The organism is Spirosoma harenae (assembly GCF_054776975.1).
Genome location: NZ_BAAHBD010000031.1, coordinates 427,759 through 449,114 on the forward strand (window position 1 = coordinate 427,759; position 21,356 = coordinate 449,114).

General features: G+C 46.9%; 12 protein-coding genes and 1 pseudogene. 5 read left to right on the top strand and 8 right to left on the bottom strand.

Going from position 1 to position 21,356, the window contains the following annotated elements; genetic code table 11:
* Positions 1–106: 106 nt before the first annotated feature.
* Positions 107–3,994 carry a hypothetical protein gene (locus tag ACYVE4_RS29480; protein WP_461043999.1) on the top strand — a complete coding sequence of 1,296 codons (3,888 nt, stop codon included), beginning with the start codon at positions 107–109 and terminating at the stop codon, positions 3,992–3,994.
* Positions 3,991–4,524 (top strand): hypothetical protein, encoded by a 534-nt coding sequence (locus ACYVE4_RS29485; protein ID WP_461044000.1) that lies wholly within the window; start codon positions 3,991–3,993, stop codon positions 4,522–4,524. The genes ACYVE4_RS29480 and ACYVE4_RS29485 overlap by 4 nt, the downstream gene beginning before the upstream one ends.
* A gap of 124 nt (positions 4,525–4,648) precedes the next feature.
* Here ACYVE4_RS29485 and ACYVE4_RS29490 read toward each other — a convergent pair whose 3' ends face one another.
* Complete coding sequence (locus tag ACYVE4_RS29490) at positions 4,649–5,311, bottom strand: endonuclease III domain-containing protein (RefSeq protein ID WP_461044001.1); 663 nt, start codon at positions 5,309–5,311, stop codon at positions 4,649–4,651.
* Between the two features lie 73 nt (positions 5,312–5,384).
* Positions 5,385–6,650 (bottom strand): OmpA family protein, encoded by a 1,266-nt coding sequence (locus ACYVE4_RS29495; RefSeq protein ID WP_461044002.1) that lies wholly within the window; start codon positions 6,648–6,650, stop codon positions 5,385–5,387.
* Positions 6,651–6,996: 346 nt separating this feature from the next.
* On the opposite strand from ACYVE4_RS29495, the gene ACYVE4_RS29500 reads away from it, so the two are divergent.
* Positions 6,997–10,065, top strand: a complete 3,069-nt coding sequence (locus ACYVE4_RS29500; protein WP_461044003.1) for a SusC/RagA family TonB-linked outer membrane protein — start codon at positions 6,997–6,999, stop codon at positions 10,063–10,065.
* A 38-nt stretch (positions 10,066–10,103) separates the two neighbouring features.
* Positions 10,104–11,450 (top strand): RagB/SusD family nutrient uptake outer membrane protein, encoded by a 1,347-nt coding sequence (locus ACYVE4_RS29505; protein ID WP_461044004.1) that lies wholly within the window; start codon positions 10,104–10,106, stop codon positions 11,448–11,450.
* 85 nt (positions 11,451–11,535) lie between these two features.
* Here ACYVE4_RS29505 and ACYVE4_RS29510 read toward each other — a convergent pair whose 3' ends face one another.
* The 4 genes from ACYVE4_RS29510 to ACYVE4_RS29525 all read right to left on the bottom strand — a co-directional run bounded on the left by ACYVE4_RS29510 (position 11,536) and on the right by ACYVE4_RS29525 (position 17,988).
* On the bottom strand, positions 11,536–14,760 hold the full coding sequence (locus tag ACYVE4_RS29510) for a hypothetical protein (protein WP_461044005.1): 3,225 nt from the start codon (positions 14,758–14,760) through the stop codon (positions 11,536–11,538).
* Positions 14,761–14,803: 43 nt separating this feature from the next.
* A complete protein-coding gene (locus tag ACYVE4_RS29515) occupies positions 14,804–16,051 on the bottom strand; it encodes a hypothetical protein (protein ID WP_461044006.1) in 1,248 nt (415 codons plus the stop codon).
* A gap of 186 nt (positions 16,052–16,237) precedes the next feature.
* A complete protein-coding gene (locus ACYVE4_RS29520; RefSeq protein WP_461044007.1) occupies positions 16,238–16,483 on the bottom strand; it encodes a hypothetical protein in 246 nt (81 codons plus the stop codon).
* Positions 16,480–17,988 (bottom strand): hypothetical protein, encoded by a 1,509-nt coding sequence (locus ACYVE4_RS29525; protein ID WP_461044008.1) that lies wholly within the window; start codon positions 17,986–17,988, stop codon positions 16,480–16,482. The genes ACYVE4_RS29520 and ACYVE4_RS29525 overlap by 4 nt, the downstream gene beginning before the upstream one ends.
* Before the next feature lie 914 nt (positions 17,989–18,902).
* Between ACYVE4_RS29525 and ACYVE4_RS29530 the strand changes: the two genes are divergently transcribed.
* Positions 18,903–19,913 (top strand): acyltransferase family protein, encoded by a 1,011-nt coding sequence (locus ACYVE4_RS29530; RefSeq protein ID WP_461044009.1) that lies wholly within the window; start codon positions 18,903–18,905, stop codon positions 19,911–19,913.
* Positions 19,914–19,984: 71 nt separating this feature from the next.
* Here ACYVE4_RS29530 and ACYVE4_RS29535 read toward each other — a convergent pair whose 3' ends face one another.
* Together ACYVE4_RS29535 and ACYVE4_RS29540 are read right to left on the bottom strand one after the other, a co-directional pair.
* On the bottom strand, positions 19,985–20,140 hold the full coding sequence (locus ACYVE4_RS29535) for a hypothetical protein (protein ID WP_461044010.1): 156 nt from the start codon (positions 20,138–20,140) through the stop codon (positions 19,985–19,987).
* A gap of 185 nt (positions 20,141–20,325) precedes the next feature.
* Positions 20,326–21,356, bottom strand: a pseudogene (locus ACYVE4_RS29540) (hypothetical protein); the annotation flags it as partial.

Below are 21,356 nucleotides of genomic sequence, written 5' to 3' on the forward strand. Positions count from 1 at the left end.
TTCCCGACTAATCGATCCAAAACCCATTTACGTACTATTTAGTTAATCGTAGCAGATAGGAAGACACTCTATCCCCCATATTCCCTATACGACTTACGAATTGATTATGAAGGTGCCTTCAAAACACTGGATATACATACTTCTTCTTGTGTTGGCACTTCCCGTTCTGGCAGGAGGAATCGCGTATTATGTGTTGGTGCATAACCTGAAAGAAGTCATCATTTTCGCGATTGATAAAGAAACCGAAGGTGGCTATGATTTCCAAAGCAATAAACTAAGTCTGTCGATTCTGAACCGAAAGGTTACGATTGATGGATTGACATTTGCCCGAAAAGATACGGCCAACGTTCCTCTCTACTATACAGTACGCATTCCAAGCGCCTATTTATCTGTCGATTCATGGCGTGAATTACTGATTAACAAGCGATTATTAGTTGACAGCTTTTCGGTTGTAAAGCCCGAAATTGTCATTCACGATTATCGGGCCGATCCGCTGACGCATCATCAAACCCGCTTTCATACCTCAAGCATTCTTGAGAATCTGCAAAAAACATTAGATCATTTACACGCCCATTCATTCAACGTTCAGGGAGGATCGTTCGCGCTTTTTCGACACGGATCAACAGCACCGTTTGCGGTTAAAGACATTAATCTGACCGTTCGTAATTTTTCCAGAATCGACAACGATAATCGGCGAATCTTAGGGTCAGATCATATTGAACTCGCACTGGGCAGGCAGAAATGGGTGCTCTCGGATGGAAAAAACACGCTGAGTTTTCGTGGATTACACTTTATCAGCTCAACGCAGTTATTTGAGATCGATTCAATCGATTTTCGGAAACCGGCTACAGCCGAAAAAGGCGAAATGAGCTTGCAGGCTGAGAAATTTTTCTTCAACTCAACGCATTTGCCGGCCGTTTATCAGAAAGGCGAACTCTGGCTCGATACCCTCATTTGCATTAGACCCGTGCTTAACCTCCCCCTCGAACGCTCGAAAGGGAAACAGCGAATCGTAGATACGAGCGGCACCATTCAGGCAAACGTTAAAAACCTATTCAAAACCGTCACGATTGGCTATACGGCTATTAAAGACGGCGAAATCTTATTGGGCAATAAAACCAGTCCGATTTCCAGAGGCAGTTCTGAACAGGCTAACGTCAGCATCTACAACCTAACTCTGAATCAGAATAGCGAGCATTCTATTAGTACGGACAGTATTAATCTGAGTCTACATCACATTGCTTTTTTCTCGCCGGATAGCCTGTTCAAAATTGGGGTAGAATCGTTTCATATGGTTCGGAAAGATGTAATTTTTCGAAATGTGATGTATGGAACCGCATCGCAACGAATTAGAGGAAAAGGCCTGACATTCAAGGCTCCCCTCCTACATCTGCGTAATGTCAGCGTTGAAGATTTAATGCAGAAGCGAATTGTAGCGTCGGCCGCTGAACTGGTCCAGCCCAGCATCGTGGCAGTAGCCACAAAAAAGGCAGCGATTCATCCAAAGCCTTTCGTTCGAAAAACGGCTCCGCCTAAAAAAGTGGATTTATTTAAAACACTGCACGGCCTGGGCGAAATTCTGGAGGTGGACAACTTCCGAATCATCAACGCCAATGCACAGTATAAATTATTGGGTGATGATCCGATGGAGGTATCCATGAAAAACATGAATGCCACGGTTTACCTCAACGATTTTTTAGTCAGCGATTCGCTGATTGACATGAAACACGCCATTCCGAGCCTAACCATTGAAAATGCGCGATTGAAAACCAGGAAGGTCGATGTACTGCTAACCAAATACGCGATGGAGGGAAAGCAACATTACAATAAGGTCGATCAATTGCAGATGAACCTGACCAGTGGAATCACCTTTCAGGCGAATAAACTGTATTGGGAAGCCTTTGCCTGGGATGCGCTTCAACACTCGAAAGACGTTCAGATCGATCTACTTCGTGTTCAGAATCTAGCGATTAACGCAAATCTGGCAACAAAAAAGGCAAAGGTAGGTCAAGTTCAGACTGATTCAGAATCAGCAAAACCACTGCCGCTGGTTCACATTGGTCGATTGGTTGCCGATCATGTCAATCTGAAAGCAGCCTTACCGAAACAAACCCTGGCCGGTTTTCAGGGATCAGCTATTCAGATCGATAGTCTGACAACCGAAACGGGCTACATTGGCTGGCAGCAATTCGGCGGCAAACTAACTAATCTCTATGTGGATAAGCCGGGCGACAATCAACTATCGGTTGCCCAGGTGGACATGAACAGTCGGGCAACGACTACATTCCGAACAATTCGATACGGCGATAATCGGTCTGATAAAGTAGTTCAACTTTCGCTCCCGCAGCTTCGCGTAACAGGGTTGCTAAACTCGACCGATTTTTCAACAGTCCGTCTCCATTCGGTCAATATCGATCAGCCTATCGTCATGATCAAAGGCGATGCTGATGCTGTTTCAAAGACAACCTCAGCAAAAGGACTTTCGCTTCCGTTTGCCTTTACACTGCAGGAATTGCACGTCAATGGGGCCAGAGTAAATTATGTTCGAAAGAAAGCGGCTGATTCGATACGCGTACAGACTCTCGTTGATATCGACGCGGCCGATTTGAAGGGCTCTAAAGACGGGCTAACCTTCGATTCATGGCGCGTAACCCCAACGACTATCGCCTTGACAAGCTCAAAACTCAACACTGTTGTTCCTGCGGCCACTGCCCAGTTGACACATGGCAAAGTGTCAACGACTAAAACTGGAGAACTTCAGGTAACGGGCCATTTGCAGGGCAAGATAGCTGCCAATGAATTGGAGCCAGTTCTGCCTACAAAGAAAAAGACGGAGCCCAATCAGTTAAGTCTCGGCCACATTGCCGCGACTATCGACTACCCTACTTTTAGCTGGACAGCGGGCAAAAAAATACCGTGGTCTACCTGGATGGATCACGCGAATGTAGCCGTTACAAACGTATCGTTCAAAAGCTCCAAAACGGCCATTTGGGCAGATAAGATCGACTGGGGAGCCAAAGGGTCACGACTGCAATTGAATAATTTTCAGGTAACGCCAACCATTCCCAAATCGGAATTTATGAAGCCTCCGCACAAACAGGCCGATTACATTACGATTCAGGGCGATGAGGCTCAGTTCTACGGATTCAACATGCGGCAGTGGCGTCGTGATTCAACGATTGCAGTTCGGCATGTGGTTGTCAAAAACATAACGACCGATGTATCGCGTGACAAGCGACTGCCAGACCCGGCTTATATACCTGACAAATTGATGCCCACCCGGCTGATTCAAAACATCAAAATTCCATTTCGCATTGATTCGATATCGGTTGTCAACAGCAACGTAATCTATCACGAAACCTCCAAGTTGACCAATCGGGTGGGCGATGTTCCTATGAAGGAAATCAACGGGGTGCTGAAAAATATTACCAATCGTCCGAAAAAGCTATCGGATAGCCTAAGTCTAAAAGCCAGCACGCAAATACTCGGTTTGCATATTGATGGACTACAATATCGCGAATCATACGGGGATTCGCTGGCTGGCTTCCGGATGCTGTTGCAAACGTCGGATGTCCATTTGCCCGAACTAACCAAACTAACCAACCCCATGATTGCAGCCAATCTGGACGGTGGTTATGTTCAGCCCATTACGGCTCGTGTTATAGGTAATCAATATGCTTCGATGGGGAACATGCGATTTCACTATAAAGACCTAAAAATCACCTTACTTACCCCTGCCGATACAACGAAGAAAACGTTTCTGACCAAGTTAAAGAACTTCGTAATTGGCAAGGTGATCCGCAAGAAAAACGAAACGGATTCGCGCATTTTTTATGATCGTGACCCGCAAGTCTTTATTTTCGGCTACTGGATCAAAACCATGCTTAGTGGCGTTATGACCAGCGTTGGCGTAAAGGGGAACAAAAAATACCAGGCCAGCTATCAGAAACTCAAACAGCAGCGTCGTTTGCCTGTCGCAGAAGAATCATTATGAAGTATTTATTTATGCTCGCCTTACTTGTGTCGATTCCTGCATCGGCGCAATTTCGATTACCCACGAATGAATTAGGACAGGTTCAGTATCAGGAAATTGTAAAAGTGCCCAACGCCAAACTCCCGGCCAAACAAATGATGGGGCAATTTCATGAATGGGCTGAAAAATACTATGCTGCAGGAGGTTCTGCCGAGCAACAATACGATCCGGAACACAATATTATGTTTATCAAATCTCTGTACCGAATTAATGGACAAACCATACGGTATTCACTTACAGCTGAAGCCAAGTTTGGTCGCTATCGGGCTACGATAACGGATTTGGTTGCTGAAAACAATGGCTTTAATACACCCATTTTAGGGGCCAGTAGTACCGTGGAAGAAATGGAGCAGGCAGCCGGTGGCAAAACGACGAATCGAAAAGTAATCGAGCAAACCGCCCAGCAACAGGCCGATCTCTACCGACAGATCGACAGAGCCTGTCGCGATACGTTAGCCAATCTGAAATCAGCATTGATGAGTCACATTTAGAGGTTTAACTATCCTTCTTCTCCAAGGTCTGTGTCCTCACAGACCATTAACCGGATGATATTGGCTGTCGCAAGAAAGGTCTGTGAGGACACAGACCTTGGAAAGAATACATTTAACCGTAATTTCACCGATGCCGCTCTACGCCTACTTGCTCGCACCACTCTAGTACTGGGCAGGTGGAACAATGCGGGAGTGTGCCTGTGCAAACATGTTTACCAAAGGGCATCAATAGCCGATTGATGTTGATCCACTGCTCGTGTGGCACTTGACTCTCAAGGACTTTCAGGGTTTGTTCGGGTTGCTTTGTATGCACAAATCCCCAGCGATTCACAACGCGGTGTACGTGAATATCGACACTGATGGCGGCCTGTCCAGTGGCTACGCCTAAGGCCAGATTCGCGCATTTTGGCCCTACTCCCTTCAGGGATGTCAGCGTATCATAATCGGCGGGAAGGTTGCCATTGAATTCATGGATAATTCGTTCGGCAATGCCGTGTAACGTATAAGCTTTCTGATCTGGGTAAGTCGTTCCGTAAAGGAGTTCCGTGAGAGTGGGAATATCGATGGCCAGCAATTGCTCCGGTGTACGCGCTTTCTCAAATAGCCGCAACGATACTGGAATTGTGGTTTCGTCGAGTGTTCGAATCGAGATAATACACGAAATCAGTTGTTCGAACAGCGTATTGTAACCTCGTTCGAACAGATCGAACATAGCCGCTTTAGGATAGGGCTTAATGGCTTCTTCAATCCGGGCCAGAACAACGTTGAGATCAAAATCAGGTTTCATAGTTCAGGTTTCACGTTCAATGCATAGGTCAACATGGAACAGTAAACGTGAAACCTGAAACAATCGGTTAAGTTTAAACTTTGACAATCACCATTTCTACCCGGCGGTTTTCGGGACGCTCTTTTAGTGTTTTGTTGGTATTGATGGGTCTCGACGGACCATAACCAACCGTTTCGATTCGGCCGGCGCTGATGCCTTTGCTCACTAAATATTTCTTCACCTCATTGACCCGATTGCGCGACAATTCCACATTGGCATCAAATTCACCAACCGTATCCGTATGCCCCTCCAGCCGAATCTGCATGGTTGGATTGCTTTGCATGACCCCTACTAATCGGTCCAGTTCAGGAAACGACTCGGTTTTAAGGTCATAGCGGGATACATTGAAGTAGATATTTTTCAGCGTGATTTTGGCTCCCGCTTCAATCGGCACCAGATTGAAATCACGAGTTATATCAACCCGATTCGTTGCCAACGTATCATTCTGACTAAAATAGCCTTTTGCCGAAGCCGTCAACGCATACACTCCCTTTCGATTAACTGAAATTTGATATTTTCCGGTCGGATCAACACTCTGCACCGAATCAGCAGGATCATCGCCAGAAGCTTCCGCGCCCGATAGGAGTCGATACGTCACGGTAGCAACAATAGGTTCTTTCGTTTTCGAATCACGTGTGACCCCATTGATAGTTACCTCAACCGGAACTGGCGTTACCTTCGGTTGGGTCGGTGTGGTAGGGTCATCGCCAAGACCAGGTCTGGTACGAGGAGTATATTTTGGTTGCTGAGGCTGAACGGGCGGGGCTGTTTTTGGGGTTCGTTGTGAGTATTTGTCTTTACGGAGGGGGTTAGTGATATGCACTCCCCAGAAGTTAAAACAAATATAGCCTTTACTATCCCGGCACTCAAACAAATCGAAGGTGGTGTAGCCCGGATCGATCCGTTCAAAATAGGCAACAAAATCCACACGCTCACCCGGTCGAACTGGGCGACGTGTTTCGGCAGGTATATTCTCTGCCCGAATAAACTTGTACGATCGTTCGCCCTGATTAACGTATAGACGTGACGTTGGCTGAAAACCAATATTATTTTCGCTTAGTGGCTGGCTCGGTCGTCCATTCGGCATCGGAAATTGAAAGGGCAGCGAACGCTTCGACGCAGGCGCTTCGAACTTCATGTAAATAATGGTGTACTGATCCGTTAATTCGACCCGTTTGATCGTTACATCGCGGTCGTTTACATCCTCAACGCGAGGACTTTCGGTTGTATAGTTTCCTTGTGCCCACAAGCTTGGTGCGGCCAGTATCAGAGCGAGAAAGGTTAGTAATCGACAGTTCATTGGTGTTGTTTATGAGCGGTTTGTTTCTATAAACGTTTGACTGCATCAGGTAGTTTAGGTTTAATCTCATACTTTCGGAACAGTGGGTTCTTTCCGGTATACGGTCTATACTTCCTGATAACTTCAATATAAAATTCCTAACAGAAAGCCATATAACTATCCACTTAATTATATATGGACATATAGCCTTTTTAAATTATTTTATTTCTCTATCTAACTTCTTTTCAGACAATAATTTTAAAAATCAAGGCAGACTTTATTGTCTATTTCTTTAATATCGATTTAATTTACGCATCGTTGATTGGATTTTTTCGTCCAATATTCTTTTTTTCACCTAACAAACAATATGAAAAACCTCTTCATAATTAGCCTTCTGCTGATGACAGCATGGAGCGCTCATGCCCAAAGTCAGGTTGTTGCGGGCAGGGTTACATCTTCCGATGATGGTGCTAGCTTACCGGGCGTATCGGTCAGTATAAAAGGCAGCACCCAGGGCACATTAACCGATGCAACAGGCACTTATCGACTCAACGTTGGAACGAATGCCACGCTCGTTTTTAGCTTCATTGGCTTTTCGACAGTCGAAGAAACCGTCAATAATCGGTCTACGATCAATGTCGTCTTAAAAACAGATGTTCGTAATCTGAATGAAGTCGTCGTAACGGGTTATGGTCAGCAGATCAAGCGCGATCTGACTGGAAACATTGCAAAAGTCAAAGCCGCCGATATTCAGGATCAACCCGTCACTACGTTCGATCAGGCGCTTCAAGGGAAAGCCGCTGGCGTACAGATCAATTCAGGATCTGGCAAACTAGGTCAGGGCATTCAGGTGCGGGTACGGGGTCAATCGTCGGTTTCCGCTTCGAACCAGCCACTTTACGTAGTTGACGGCACGCCGGTAACAACGGATAATCTGAGCTTTAACAGTGCGTCCACTAACCCACTGGCCGATATTAACCCACAGGATATTGAGTCAGTCGATATTCTGAAAGATGCCTCAGCAGGTGCTATTTACGGAGCACGGGCGGCCAATGGTGTGGTGCTGATCACGACCAAAAGAGGGAAAGCGGGTCGCACAAACATTACATTTGGCGCGCAATACGGATCAAGTAAGCCTACCAAAAAACTGCAATTTCTGAATACGGAACAGTATGTAAACTTCTATAATCAGGCAGCTGCCAACTCCGATCGCATTGATGGACTTGCCGCTAACGACCCTGATTCATACACGTCCTATATGAAAGGATTTTATGAATCTCAGGGGCTGGGAACCTACGGAACACCCAATCAGGTGAGTACCAATTGGGGAGATCTGGCATACCAGGACGCTCCCTATCAGCAGTACGACCTGAACCTGAACGGCGGCAACGACAAAACGACGTTCTACCTTTCGGGGCAACTTCTGGATCAAAAAGGTATTCTGGTTGGCAATGCGCTGCAACGATATTCAGGCCGACTAAATCTCGATCATCAGGTTTCTAATCGACTTCGGGTTGGGCTCAACATGGGGTTGACACGTACGCTCAACAACCGACTATCCGCTGATAATCAGTTCGATAACCCCATGCAGATGGTTGCGTTACCACCAATGACACCCTCCACAGATCCGGTTACGGGTCTGCCAGTAGGCTCTCCTCCTGGCGATATCAGCATTCCGGTCTATTATAACCCACTGATTAACATTGGGAACGCTTATTTTAATACAACGGTGTATCGTACGCTCACCAATGCATTCGGTCAGTTGCAGATTGTCAAGGGGTTATCGTTCCGAACCGAGTTTGGTCTGGACGTGCTCAATCAGCAGGAAGAGTTGTATTATAATAGCAAAACGCAACGGAATTTCAGTGCTCCACTGGGCGTCGGCCAAAACCGATATGTTCGGGTAGAGAACTATACGACGAATAACTTCTTCACCTACAATGCCTTATTCGGCCGTAGTGTACTCGACCTGACCCTTGGTATGTCGTATCAGCAGTCGCAGCAAAAAACCAACTTTACGGAAGGCCGCGACTTCCCATCCGATGCGTATCGTCAGATCATTAGCGCAGCTCGTAAAACCGACGGATCATCAACTCAGACCGACTACCGTTTCCTATCGTATTTCGCACGGGCCAATTACAAGTTTGCCGATCGGTATTTGTTAGGTGTAAGCGCCCGGATTGATGGTTCATCGCGTTTCGGACGGAATAGTCGCTACGGTTTTTTCCCGGCTGTTTCGGCAGGTTGGGTACTATCCGAAGAAGGCTTCCTGAAAAACAACACGTCGATCAGCTTTCTGAAACTTCGCGCCAGCTACGGTCAAACGGGTAACGCTGAAATTCAGAACTTCCCACAACTAGGTTTATATACGGGCGATGCCAGTTACGGTACGCTACCTGGTCAGCGTCCATCACAATTAGCCAATCCCGATCTGAAATGGGAAACAACGAATCAATTCGATGTAGGGGTTGATTTCGGATTCCTGAACAACCGGATCAATGGCGAAATCGACTACTATAACAAACAAACGTCTGGTCTTCTGCTGAACGTAAACGTTCCGGGTACGAGTGGATTCTCTACCCAATTCCGAAACGTGGGTAGCTTGGAAAATTCAGGATTCGAGTTTGTACTGAACACTGAAAACCTGACAGGTGCTTTCCGCTGGACCACGAGTTTCAACGCGGCTACCAATACTAACAAAATCACCAATCTGCAGGGGCAGATTATTGAAGGGGGTATTAATGCCATGAGTCGTGCCGTTGAAGGCCAGCCCCTGGGTGTGTTTTTCACGCAGGAATACGCTGGTGTAGATCCTGCGAATGGCAATGCACTCTGGTATAAAAACACCCTCAACACGGACGGTACGCTCGACCGAACAACGACTAGTACATACAGCCAGGCGCAACGGGTGGTGGTTGGTAGCCCGCTACCTAAATGGACGGGGGGTATTACGAATACGTTCAGTTATAAAGGCATTAGTTTAAGCGTTCTGTTCAACGGCGTATTCGGAAACAAAATCAATTTCTACGGTGTCGGACGATATTCGTCGGCGAATGGTCGGTTTGAAGATAACCAGACAGTTGATCAGTTAGCGGCCTGGACAGCGCAGAACCCAAACACCAATGTTCCAGAAGCACGTTTGTTCTTTAATAATGGCGCTCAATCGTCGAGCCGATTTGTTCTGGATGGCGCTTTCGTTCGACTACGGACTGTTACGCTCGCGTACAATCTGCCTAAAACGCTGATTAACAAAGCTAAACTGAACAACGTTCGGCTATTTGTAACGGGACAAAACCTGTTAACATTTACGAAATACGCTGGATGGGATCCTGAAGTGAATGCCGATTACATCGTATCGAATATTGCGCAAGGGTACGATTTCTATACGGCTCCACAAGCACGCACCATTACGGGCGGCATTAACATAGGCTTCTGATTCTGAGACGTTAAAAAAACTTCAACCGCATTTTCATCATGAATATATCCTTAAAACATTGGTTATACGCCGGGACTGTCACGCTGCTGATAACCGCCTGCGACAACCGACTAAATGTAGAACCGACACAAAGTATTGAACAAAGTCAGGCGTTAAATACTGAGCAGGATGTCATTATTACGCTAACAGGTGCTTACGATGGACTCAGCGACGTCAATCTCTATGGCGGTGGCATTCAATACATTGGTGATCTCATGGGCGACAACCGAGATGTAGTTTTTGGAGGAACCTACGCTACGCTCGACGAAATATGGCGCAAAACCGTTACTACCTCCAACACCGTAACGCGCGATTTCTGGCTGGACGGCTACAATGCCATCAACCGGGTAAACAATATCCTACCCGCCCTATCGAAAGTCAGCACAGCGAATCGGGCAAACGTTGAAGGGCAAGCCCTGTTTATTCGGGGAGCCCTGTATTTTGAACTGGTAAAAGCATTCGCCAAAAGCTGGAACGACGGCACGCCAGCGTCAAATCCGGGCGTACCCCTGGTGCTAACCCCAACAACCAGCATTACGGATGCCGACTACCGCGCTCGGAATACAGTCGCCGAAGTATATACTCAGGTGATCGCTGATCTAACAAAAGCGGAAAGTGAATTACCCGCCAAACAAGCCAATAACGGGTTTGCGACTAAAGGCGCTGCGGCTGCTATCCTGGCCCGCGTTTATTTGCAGCAACAGAATTACGCAGCCGCCCGCGATGCGGCCAATCGGGTGATTACCTCGGGCAATTATAGCCTCCTCACGAATTTTGCGGATGTATTCAACGATGCGACTTCCGAACCTGAGATCATCTTCAAGATCATCGTTACGGATCAGGATGGCGTTAACGATTTGAATACATTTTACGCATCAGCGCTCAATCAGGGACGTGGCGATGTACGGGTACAAACGAAATTCCGTCAACTATACGCGGCTGGCGATGTACGGGGTACTTTCTTTAACACAGCTGGTCAGAATACATTTACTAGCAAATTCAACGATCAATACGGAGATGTTCCGGTAGTTCGATTAGCTGAAATGTACCTGATTCGTGCCGAAGCCAATCTGCGGCTCAATACTAGTGTCGGTGCAACTCCACTAGCTGATGTAAACCTGATTCGTAATCGTGCAAAAGTCACTGCTCTCACTTCCGTTGATCTGGCAGCCATCCTGCTAGAGCGTCGGCTCGAACTCGCTTTCGAAGGGCAGCAAATTGCTGACATCAAACGAACGGCCGGAACGGTTGGTACTGTAGCTTATAATGCCAACAACCTGGTTTTGCCGATTCCTCAGCGCGAGATCGACACCAACAAAAGTCTGGTTCAAAATCCAGGCTATTAAACTGTTAATCTCATTTTCTCTACAAACGCAAATCGAGCCGGATTTTCACCCGGCTCGATTTGCGTTTGTAGAGAAATAAATAGGCTTACCGGATAATGAGTTCAATCGGACTGCTCACCGACATACCTCGATCATCGGTCGCAGTAGCCGAGAGGGTGAACGTACCAGTCTGAGTGGGTGTGCCTGTTAGGGTAAGACCCGAAAGTACCATTCCCGTTGGAGGAGTTCCGGAAAGGGTCACTTGCGCAATTCGACCGTCGGGATCGAAAAACAGGCCTTCAGGTAGTATGTAGCTCAGGCTATCACCGACCAATCCTTCTACCCGATTTGCACTTACAGTCACAATCGGCGATTGATTGACCGCCTGAAGAATCTGAATCGCTGCGGCATTTTCGGTTTGGGAGCCCTGATCATCAGTAGCAATGAGGGACAACGTATAGCTCCCAGGCAGCGTTGGCACTCCAATCAGCTGGTTTCCCTGCACAACCAGGCCCGGCGGTAAACCGGTTGCTCGAATACGAACATCCGCCAACTGCCCATCCATATCCCGAAACGTAGAATTCGGTATTGTCCAGGAAACAACCTGTCCTACTAACGCACTCCAGGAAGTCAACGGAGGTTGGACCAGGGGAGGTTGATTACCCACCAGCAACCAACTGACAGACGATGTGCCTGCTTGTGCATTTTGAGCTTGTGCCGTGACCGTGTAGGGACCTGGGCTACTTAGTATACCCTGAATCGTTAGACCAGTAACGGTTACCCCATCAGGTAAACCCGTCGACAAAAGGTTCACCTGCGGAGTTTGCCCCTGACCATTCGCAAAGATTCCATTCGGCAGAGTATAACTAAATGATTGTCCGATAGTTACTGTCATATTTGGAACACTCGTTATTGCGATGGGTAGTCCGCTAACCGTAAGAGGGAAGGTAGTTGCGACTCTATAGCCATCCGATGTTACACCTTGTGCCGTAACAATAAAGGTGCCTGCCTGGAGGGGGATACCACTCAGTGAACTACCCGAAGCCATTATTCCACTGGGAAGACCTTGCGGTAAAATACTGATAGTTAGTCCACTCTGAGCAGGATGTACGAAAACCGAATCAGGAATACTATATGTAAACGACTGGCCTACGGAAACCAATTGAGCCGGTATCGTACGATAGACATAAGGAGACAGACCGGGACTTGCAGTGTTCGAATTCCCAATCGTTGCGGATACCGATTGCCAGTTCGATACGCTACCATCTTTAAAGACAGCCTGAATCTTATACCGATATGTGCCGCTTGTTGTGGCTTCCATATCGTCAACGGATGATTCAAGCCCCGAGACCATTTTCCATAAACCTAGGGCATTCGAGCCTGTAGCCCGGTAAAGTTGAAATTCACTCACATCGGCCCCATTGTAACTCCAGCTTAGTCGGATACCGGGCAGATTTCCGTCGGGTTGGGCATTAAAAGCCGTCAAAGGAGGATGACTGGCCCCTTGTGAGGCCGGGACTTCAACTCGCCAGATATGAGTCGAATCAGAATACAATCCAGTACGATCCTGGGCTACAATCAGATACTGATAACTTTTAGCGGGCTGAATACTATTATCCGTATAGGTCGATTGCGTAGCTGACAAAGTAGTCAGCGTTAGCCAGGAGTCAGCCGTTGTTTCACGACGAAGCATCAACTGACGAATCACATCCGCTGACGAGCTCAGTGACCAAGTCAGGGCCAACTGGCCATATTGCAGCGTATCGCTAATGATCAGTGGTGCCGTAGGTTGGAGAATATCGGGCTTAAGCAATTCGACAGGGGCCGATAATGCGGAGGCATTGTATCGTTTGTCAATAGCTTTAACCTGATACAACACCGTTGGATTAAGACTGTTGAGCAGGACCGAGTTCAGAAACTCGGAACGGACTAGAATCGTATCGGAAACGGCTGACGGTTCTTCACCTCTTCGTTGACTCCGGAATACTTTATAGCCGAGGAGATCCGGCTCTTCGTTAGGATTCCAGCTTAAATATACCTGACCATTTGCCTCAATTCGTCCTTTCAAACCCGTAGGCTTCGCTGGAGCAATAGTATCCAGTGGTTCAACGAACAACGAAGCAGACAGGAGTGAATCGCCATCCTGTCGAACCGCACCCACGGTAAAGTAGAGTGTTGATCCACTCGGAACTTTTCCCAGATAATTGTCGATATACGCCAACGTATCAGTCGGAGGAATATTAACCTTTACGGTCGTGGGTTTTTCCGATGGGCTAGCCGCCACACTAATGAAAAAGTTTTTTAACAACGAGTCCGCTCCTGCCTGACTGGAATTAGTCAATGTTGTATCGCCCGGAAACTGCCAGCTCAGATAAACCCGGTTATCGGACAGTAACCGCAGCGACTTGATCTGTGGGGCAAATACTAGCGTATCTTTAGACTGGCCAATGACTACTGTGGAGGAATTCAGTTCGTCGAAGGGTGTTTTGCCCGTTATGCGGTAATAGTAGGTTCGGCGACCTTTAGGAACCGGATCTTTATACGTGTAGATCGTCGTAGAGGCATCGAGTTGAACAAACGGGCGATCGTTAACTCGCTGAAAAGTAGCCCCATCGACAGATCGTTCGACCCAATAACTAACATAGGGTGGAGACTGGAGGGTATCATGAACCCACTTCAGATCAGCATAATATCGCTCAAAGGTAAGCTTGGGTTGCCGGAGAACAGGAAGTAGGCTGTAATCAGCCAACCCAACTGGAGTCGTTTCCTCATAGGCTATTGACATCCCGGCAGGTTGTGTAGCCAGCACTACACGATACACGTAACGTTCATTGGCCTGAACGGTGGCATCAATATAACCTAACGCGGCCAGGCGGGCTGCGGAGTAGCTTTGACTAGCCGCCATTAGCCCAAAATAGAACCGGCGATCCGTATCCGATTCCTGACGAACCAAATTATTGCTATCGGCCTGCACGGCGACTGTATCCTGTCCCGTGACCAGCCGGTAGAGTACCTGATGCTGAACACTATCCGGAGACAGATAGGGAGTCCAGATCGTGCCAGTGGCCGGGCGAATAGGCAGCGTCGTTAGTCGAACAAATGGCTCCCCGGTAACCAGAGCATTGTTCCGAAAGACCACTTTTCGCTCCACATAATACCCTCCCTGAATACCAGCAGTCCATAACGACTCGGTCGATGGCTCCCACCGAAGCAGAATCTGATTGGCCCGTATACGGGTCAGTGTCCGAATCGCCAATGGTTCACTTTGTGCCTGTATGCGAACGAACGGAAAAAAAAGTAAGGAAATTAGTAAGGCTATATATCTAGGCATAATTGGTTGGGCGAAGACGTCAAATCGTACTGAGATGGTTCGGTTAGAGTTCGCAGACATCTCCGGTTTGAATGCCAAAGGAAATGCGCGGCTTGATGAAGAGAAGTTTAACCTGAGCAGCTAGCGTTCCCCGGAACCAGCTGGGATTGGGCACACCACCTTCCAGCAGAACGGCGGCTGACGCGCTGATGAGCCTAAAGCCAAATACGCTCAGCCCGGCACTCGCCAGCGCATAAATTTGCCCTCGTCCGTACCAGCCGTTTACCCCAATCGGATTCCGGCCACAATAGGTCCCAGGATAGTCTCGAAGCATAATATCGAATCCAGCAAGGGCCTGCGCTTCCAGGCAACCTACCCAGGCGCAACCGCAAATCTTAACGTTCATGCTGGCCCCAAAAGCTAAGCCCGTACCATCAATTATGGCTTCTTTTTCGGTATTCGTCCGAGTCTGTTTTAAAGCCGAACCAATAACATTCCGCACTTCAACTGGCGGTAAGGGCATTGCAGGAATCCCATAGCCAACCATCATGTACGCCCGAGTGGAGGCTTTGACACCGAAATCGATGGTAAGATCGAAAGGCTGGGCAATTGTCCCTAGGTAGATGTGCCACTGATCGGGTGCAAAGTAGAGGTCAATGAGCCCTACACGATTACCTGGCCCACCGCCGTACACAAAACTTCGACCAGCCGCCCGGATATTGACGTAAGCGTCGGAAACCCCTTTAAAAATATGGTTCTGATGATCATATAGTAAAGCTAGTCTGGCGTAAAGGGGTGCATTGGTAGCATTACTGGCAGCCATATATTCTTCTTTGGCTTTGCGAACCAGCTCAGCATTATCGAAGGTTTCAGCGGACACATAGGGGCGGCTATAGAGCAGACTTTGTTTCGTGGCAAAGAATGTATCGTCATTGGTTTTATCCGTCCGCCCGCCGGTTAAGGCGCAATCACCATAAAGGCCTACGCTGTTCAGACCCCCATTTCGATTGAAGAGTATTTCAAATCCGGCCGCCCCCTGTAACAATTTCTCTGATCCGGTCACTAACCCTATACCGCCTTTAAAACCCAACCCAAAGGTGTTGTCTGGTGCATAAGCGATGGCTGCCGATGCGATGGGGCGCATGCGATAGTATGCCCCTGCATATACGTAGTTTATACTTAGAGGACCAACCAGGGCAACTTTGGGTACGGATGCCCCTCCGGTAACATACCAGTACCGGAAGTCTTCCGGGCTGCTTTTCCGCCCAAACATAGCGATGGCTGTTATATTAACTTTTGCGAACTTCGACATGCTGAAGTTTACACTGCCCCGAAACCCCGTGCCATAAGTAGTATCGTCTTCAAAAATGGCAACGCAGCCATTGAGACTAAACAGGCTGACAGTACCATGCGCACAGATCTCAGATAGTTTAACCCGTTTAAAAGACCAGCGATGAACCGACCCTGTCTCGATTTTGCCAAAGACAGTGAAAGCCGCCTAAGCCCCAAAAGCATTCTCCATCAGGTTGACTTCCATATTAATACCCAGACCCACTGAATCTCCCTGAAACAGGGCGTTGATACCATGGAGCGTAACCGGAAATCCAGCTAATTTCACGTCGCCTTCGTAGCCGAACGCTGTGGCGCTGATGTAAGGGCGCTCAGTCTGGAGGACCAGGCCAGCAAACTGAATACCTTCGAATTTGAATAGAGCATCGCTGGCCGTTTTCTGTGCACCACTCACGTTAGTATAGATACCGAGAGTTCCGTGGAGGATGGCTCTGGGTTTTTAAATGCTCCGTTGACGACTTCCATCACTACCGTGGAGTTTGGGGACAAGTCGGCCTGAGCACGCCACATCGGAATCGAAAGGGTATTAATAGTCGAGAGTGCCAGTCCGTAATCGTCGGAATCGTCGATCTTACCGGTATACCGCAGGGGCGTATCCGGAGCAATCGGTAGCTGGAGGAAACCACCAAACCGCCCACCAATGAGTCGACTTTTCTCAAAGTTGAGCGCAAAATCGGTGAGCGACATGGCCCAACCCGAAGCAGTCATATCATAGGGATTTGTCGACCGGTTCATGCCAATCTGGCCACTGACTCCCTGTCGGTCGATCAGCAGATTGGTCGCTGAAATAGCCAGGCGTCCCGAACTACTGGCTGGCTTGAATTCACTGGGTAACAACAGATCAAATTGCTGAACATATACCCCTCGCCAGTCTGCGTGATCAGCCGATGCATTGGCCGATTCATTCTGAGGATTATCAAAATAACCAGTTGGATAGATTACATTTGGGGAGTTCCGCTTATCGCTCAAATCCAGTGAGGCACCTGTCAATATAAACCCAAATTTGGGGTATTTGGCGATAGCAAAGGGCTGGCTGAAGCGGATGTCCGCCAGCAAATCGTTAAAGTCGGGAGCATCAATGCTAAAAGAAGCGCTGATCTTACTTTGGTCTTGTATCACAGCACCAGTCAGCGGGTCAATAGGAACGAGCATGGAGCGGGAGAAAATTACATCGCCCGACATCCGCAAACCCGCCAGAGACTGACAGCTTACATTGGCATAGGTAAGATCCTGCGAGGTTCCCGTATATCGGTTTAAGCCTCCTTTGAAACGCAGAGTCATGTTGCCCAGAGGTTGAACAAAGTCCCCCAGCAGCACTAGCTTAAAATCACCCGCAAGACCTCCATCCCGGCTAAAGACCACATCATCAGCACCAAAAAACAGTTCTCGTTCCTTAATAGTAGAGTTATTATCAGGCGCCGGGAGTCGAAGTCGAACGAAAACGGTTAGTAAGGCTTTGTCTGAGAGAAACCGAACTTTTAAAATCCCGATATCCAATGTTCCGTTTCCATTTCCCAACGTTTTCCGAATACCTACGGGCAATACCGTCAGATCATTACCTCGCAGACTATCGACAAACCCACCCCGACTATCGAGATAGCTGAATAAACCCGCAGCGGTGTCGCGTTCAGCTTGAGCCGCTGCACTTACGACCGCATCAAACTGATGGGCTTCAGTTTGCAGATACTGGGTACGGGCAACCAGCCGGGCTTTCGTTTCTTCAATAGCCACGATCAGAGCGGGCGCTAATTGGCTCTGCCCACTCCCCCAAAACGACCTTGCAGGAATTGGAAGATCTTCATTAAAGGATGAACTCGCAGCCCATGTACTGGGCAAAAGCATCAGCCAGAGCCAAAGAACCCCAAACAGATGTCTAAGAAAAGTAACCGTAATAGTCATAACATAAGCACAATAAATACTCAATCGACCCAATGGAGTCAATAAGCCGGCTAACAAAAAGTACGGGAATTACCGAATCGAATTAAGAATTAAATCAAGGCGGGAAAGACGTTCACAATTGGACTGAGTTAAACTTTCTAATTAGTATGACCAATACAGAAACCTTGCCAAACAAATAGTTAAATATAAAGTATTTTTATTTTAGCATTTTTATTAATATACTTTAAGACAGCATTAACTACAAAAAATTAACAAATAGTCTATTGAGCTAAGTTGAATATTAGCAGGTTCGACAAACGTATAATTGTATGGATTGAGTGGATGTGCCGATCAAGCTAGTCACAAAATTGATTTGTCAGATTCATTTTTCTGATTCGGATTGACTACAGTGGGCCATAATAACCTATGGCCTAAATCTTGCGGGGCATATATAATGCCATTCAGAACTTAAGTATCCAACTACTATATCATTTAACTCTGTCTTCATTTTGCGCCCGATCAGGAAATGGCCTCCGTTTCAGGGGCAGCTTACTATATAGATTAATTTAAGGATCTCCCACCGATTATGGCAGATTAATTATACTATATATCAGTACTTCTTCATTTAGATACATAATTTATTAATACACTGTTACTTTCTATTCGAATGATTGTCTAAGTCAAGTTAAATCAAATGTTCGGGTAAAATAAAAAGAGATTTTCAACAGACTTCAAGGAAATGACCAGTTATTTTTTGAGAGTAAGCTTACTTGTTTTCATACACATCTTGAAACTACTATCCTTAGATAAAGGATTACTTATTAATTTTTATTTATACACTTATACTATTAACATATTATAAAATAAAACAATTATTAACTATATACAACATTAAGTCAACAAACTATTGTTACTAACAGTATCAGTATTTTTTTATGCAGAAGAATAATTTTGATTTTATTCGGTTTGTATTGGCGTTTGTAGTTTTACTTAGGCACTTGGTCGAATTAATGGAAGAAAATAGAATATCATGGTTACAAAAATATTTAGACTCGTACAGTGCCGTAACAGGTTTTTTCATAATAAGCGGCTACCTCATAACTAAAAGTTATAAAAATTCCGATAGACTATCTAGCTATTTACAGAAAAGAGTCCGGCGCATACTTCCGGCTTATATAGTGTTTGTTCTATTAGCTACTATCTTTTTTTCATTGTCAAGCGATTTATCTCTAATTGGCTATTTTACAAGCAAGCAGCTGTATTCTTATTTTCTTTCAAATTTATTTTTCCTGAATTTTTTACAACCGACTTTACCTGGTGTTTTTGTTACAAACCCACAACCCGCTATAAATGGTGCTCTGTGGACAATTAAGGTAGAAGTGTTATTCTACTTATCATTGCCTATATTACTCTATTATACAGACAAGTATAGATCATATAATAGAATTATTTTATTGGCAATTCTGTATACTCTATCACTCACATACAAATATTACTTATCGAATTCGAGCAATGACTTCCTGCTTTTTCTAAGTAGGCAAACCCCTGGATTCTATTGTTACTTTATTTGTGGTATTTCATTTTATTACTACAGAGATTTTTACATAAATAAAAACCAAACGCTCTTACTTATACTGTCTATATGTATTTTTTCATTGGAGTATTCTGTCGACTTAGAGATACTTAGACCGTTGTGTTTCACGGTTATATTGATTTATGTAGCCTATAATTTCCCGGCATTTAATAATTTCGGGAAATATGGCGATTTTTCATATGGCATCTATATATATCACTTTCCGATTATACAAATTTTTATCCATTACAATATATTTGACAAAATTAAATTATACCCAAGCATAGTGCTATTAATTATTACTGTATTGTTTATCGCCATTTTGTCTTGGAATTTTATTGAGAAGCCTTGGTTGAAACGGAATAAAAACTAGCTTGATTTTTTTAAATCATAAGCAATTGAACTACCTAGTATTGGTAAATTCGACTGCACTCCGATTGTCACCTATATATAGCTCCAATCCGTCCAACCTCCCGATCCCCCACTCAATACCTCCGTCACGATCACATCGAAATCTCCCGTGCGAATCGTGTCCCCTGCAGCCAGGTTGCTGATACCCGTATCGCCCAGACTACTACTGGTGTAGCCGGACGCCCACATTGGTAGGTATGAGCTACCTGTCTACAAGGCTTCGAACGTAAGGTCGTATACGCAACCAACGTATCAGCGCCCCGCACCAAGGTCACCTTGTACTCCCCGATCCTGCCTGCTACCAATGTGGTCGTGGTTGCGGTACTGGTGGTCACTGTTGTGCTGGTCGGCTCACGCCACAGGTAGCTGTAGCCTTACAAATCCAGACCAGCCAACTCGTCCACCGATAAATTCAGACTAACTAGTCCACCACTGACTCGAGGAATTACATCCGTTTCCGCAGCCGTCGCATCCACCGACTTGATGCGGATGGTACGCACCCGCTGGTCACAGTGGACCGTCAGGCTTCGACTTCCCGCCCGACACGTGTCACTCCCCCATAGCACATACGCTTCTAGCCGGTAAGTCCCATCCAGCAGTCCGGTAAAGCTAGCCGGTGAACTCGATTGAGTCGCCACCAGTGTAGTCTGCTGATACAGACTGATGCGTAGCTGGCCATGCGCTGGCACATTGGCCAGCTTGACCACAATCATACCCTGGCGGGTGGTGTCGGCCGCCAGCGTGTCGCAGCCAACCAGTGGCTCCCCATCAAAACGTAGCAAACAGGCTGTCGAGACCGATACACTTGTCTGAGCTGTGGCCGTACAGCCCCCCGGTGTGCTCACCACTACCGTATAGGCGCCCGACTGAGCTGAACTACTAACTGGTAGCACTGGAGTAGCAGCTGAACTACTAAAGCTGTTGGGTCCCGTCCACTGATATGTAGCCCCGCTTACAGGCTGACCGCTCGTGCTCAGCCGAAGCGTATCGCCCCAACTCAACTCGCCAGCCGGGCTGTTACTACTAGCCGACAGTGAAGGCGGTGCCGACACGCTCAAGGCTACGGATGACCCTGTCGTTGGGGGATACGAGCTAACCACCCGTACTTGATAGGTACCCCCAACCAGGTTGGCCGGAATAGGTACGATAATCGGGCTAGTGGTCCCACTACTCAGGGTAGTCGACGAAGCGAAGCTACCATCAGGCCCCGACAACTCGACGGTATAGACATTACTACCGGAGAAACTACCCGTGGTGGAGAAGGGCACACTCAGGTTCGCACCCACGCAGGCCACAGAAGCACTCAGAGGTAGCGTCTGGATGGCGTTGAGGTAGCCCGCGACTATAATAGAAACGAGTTGTCGACCTGTACAGCCTGAGCTGGCCTGAGCCACCACCGTGTAAC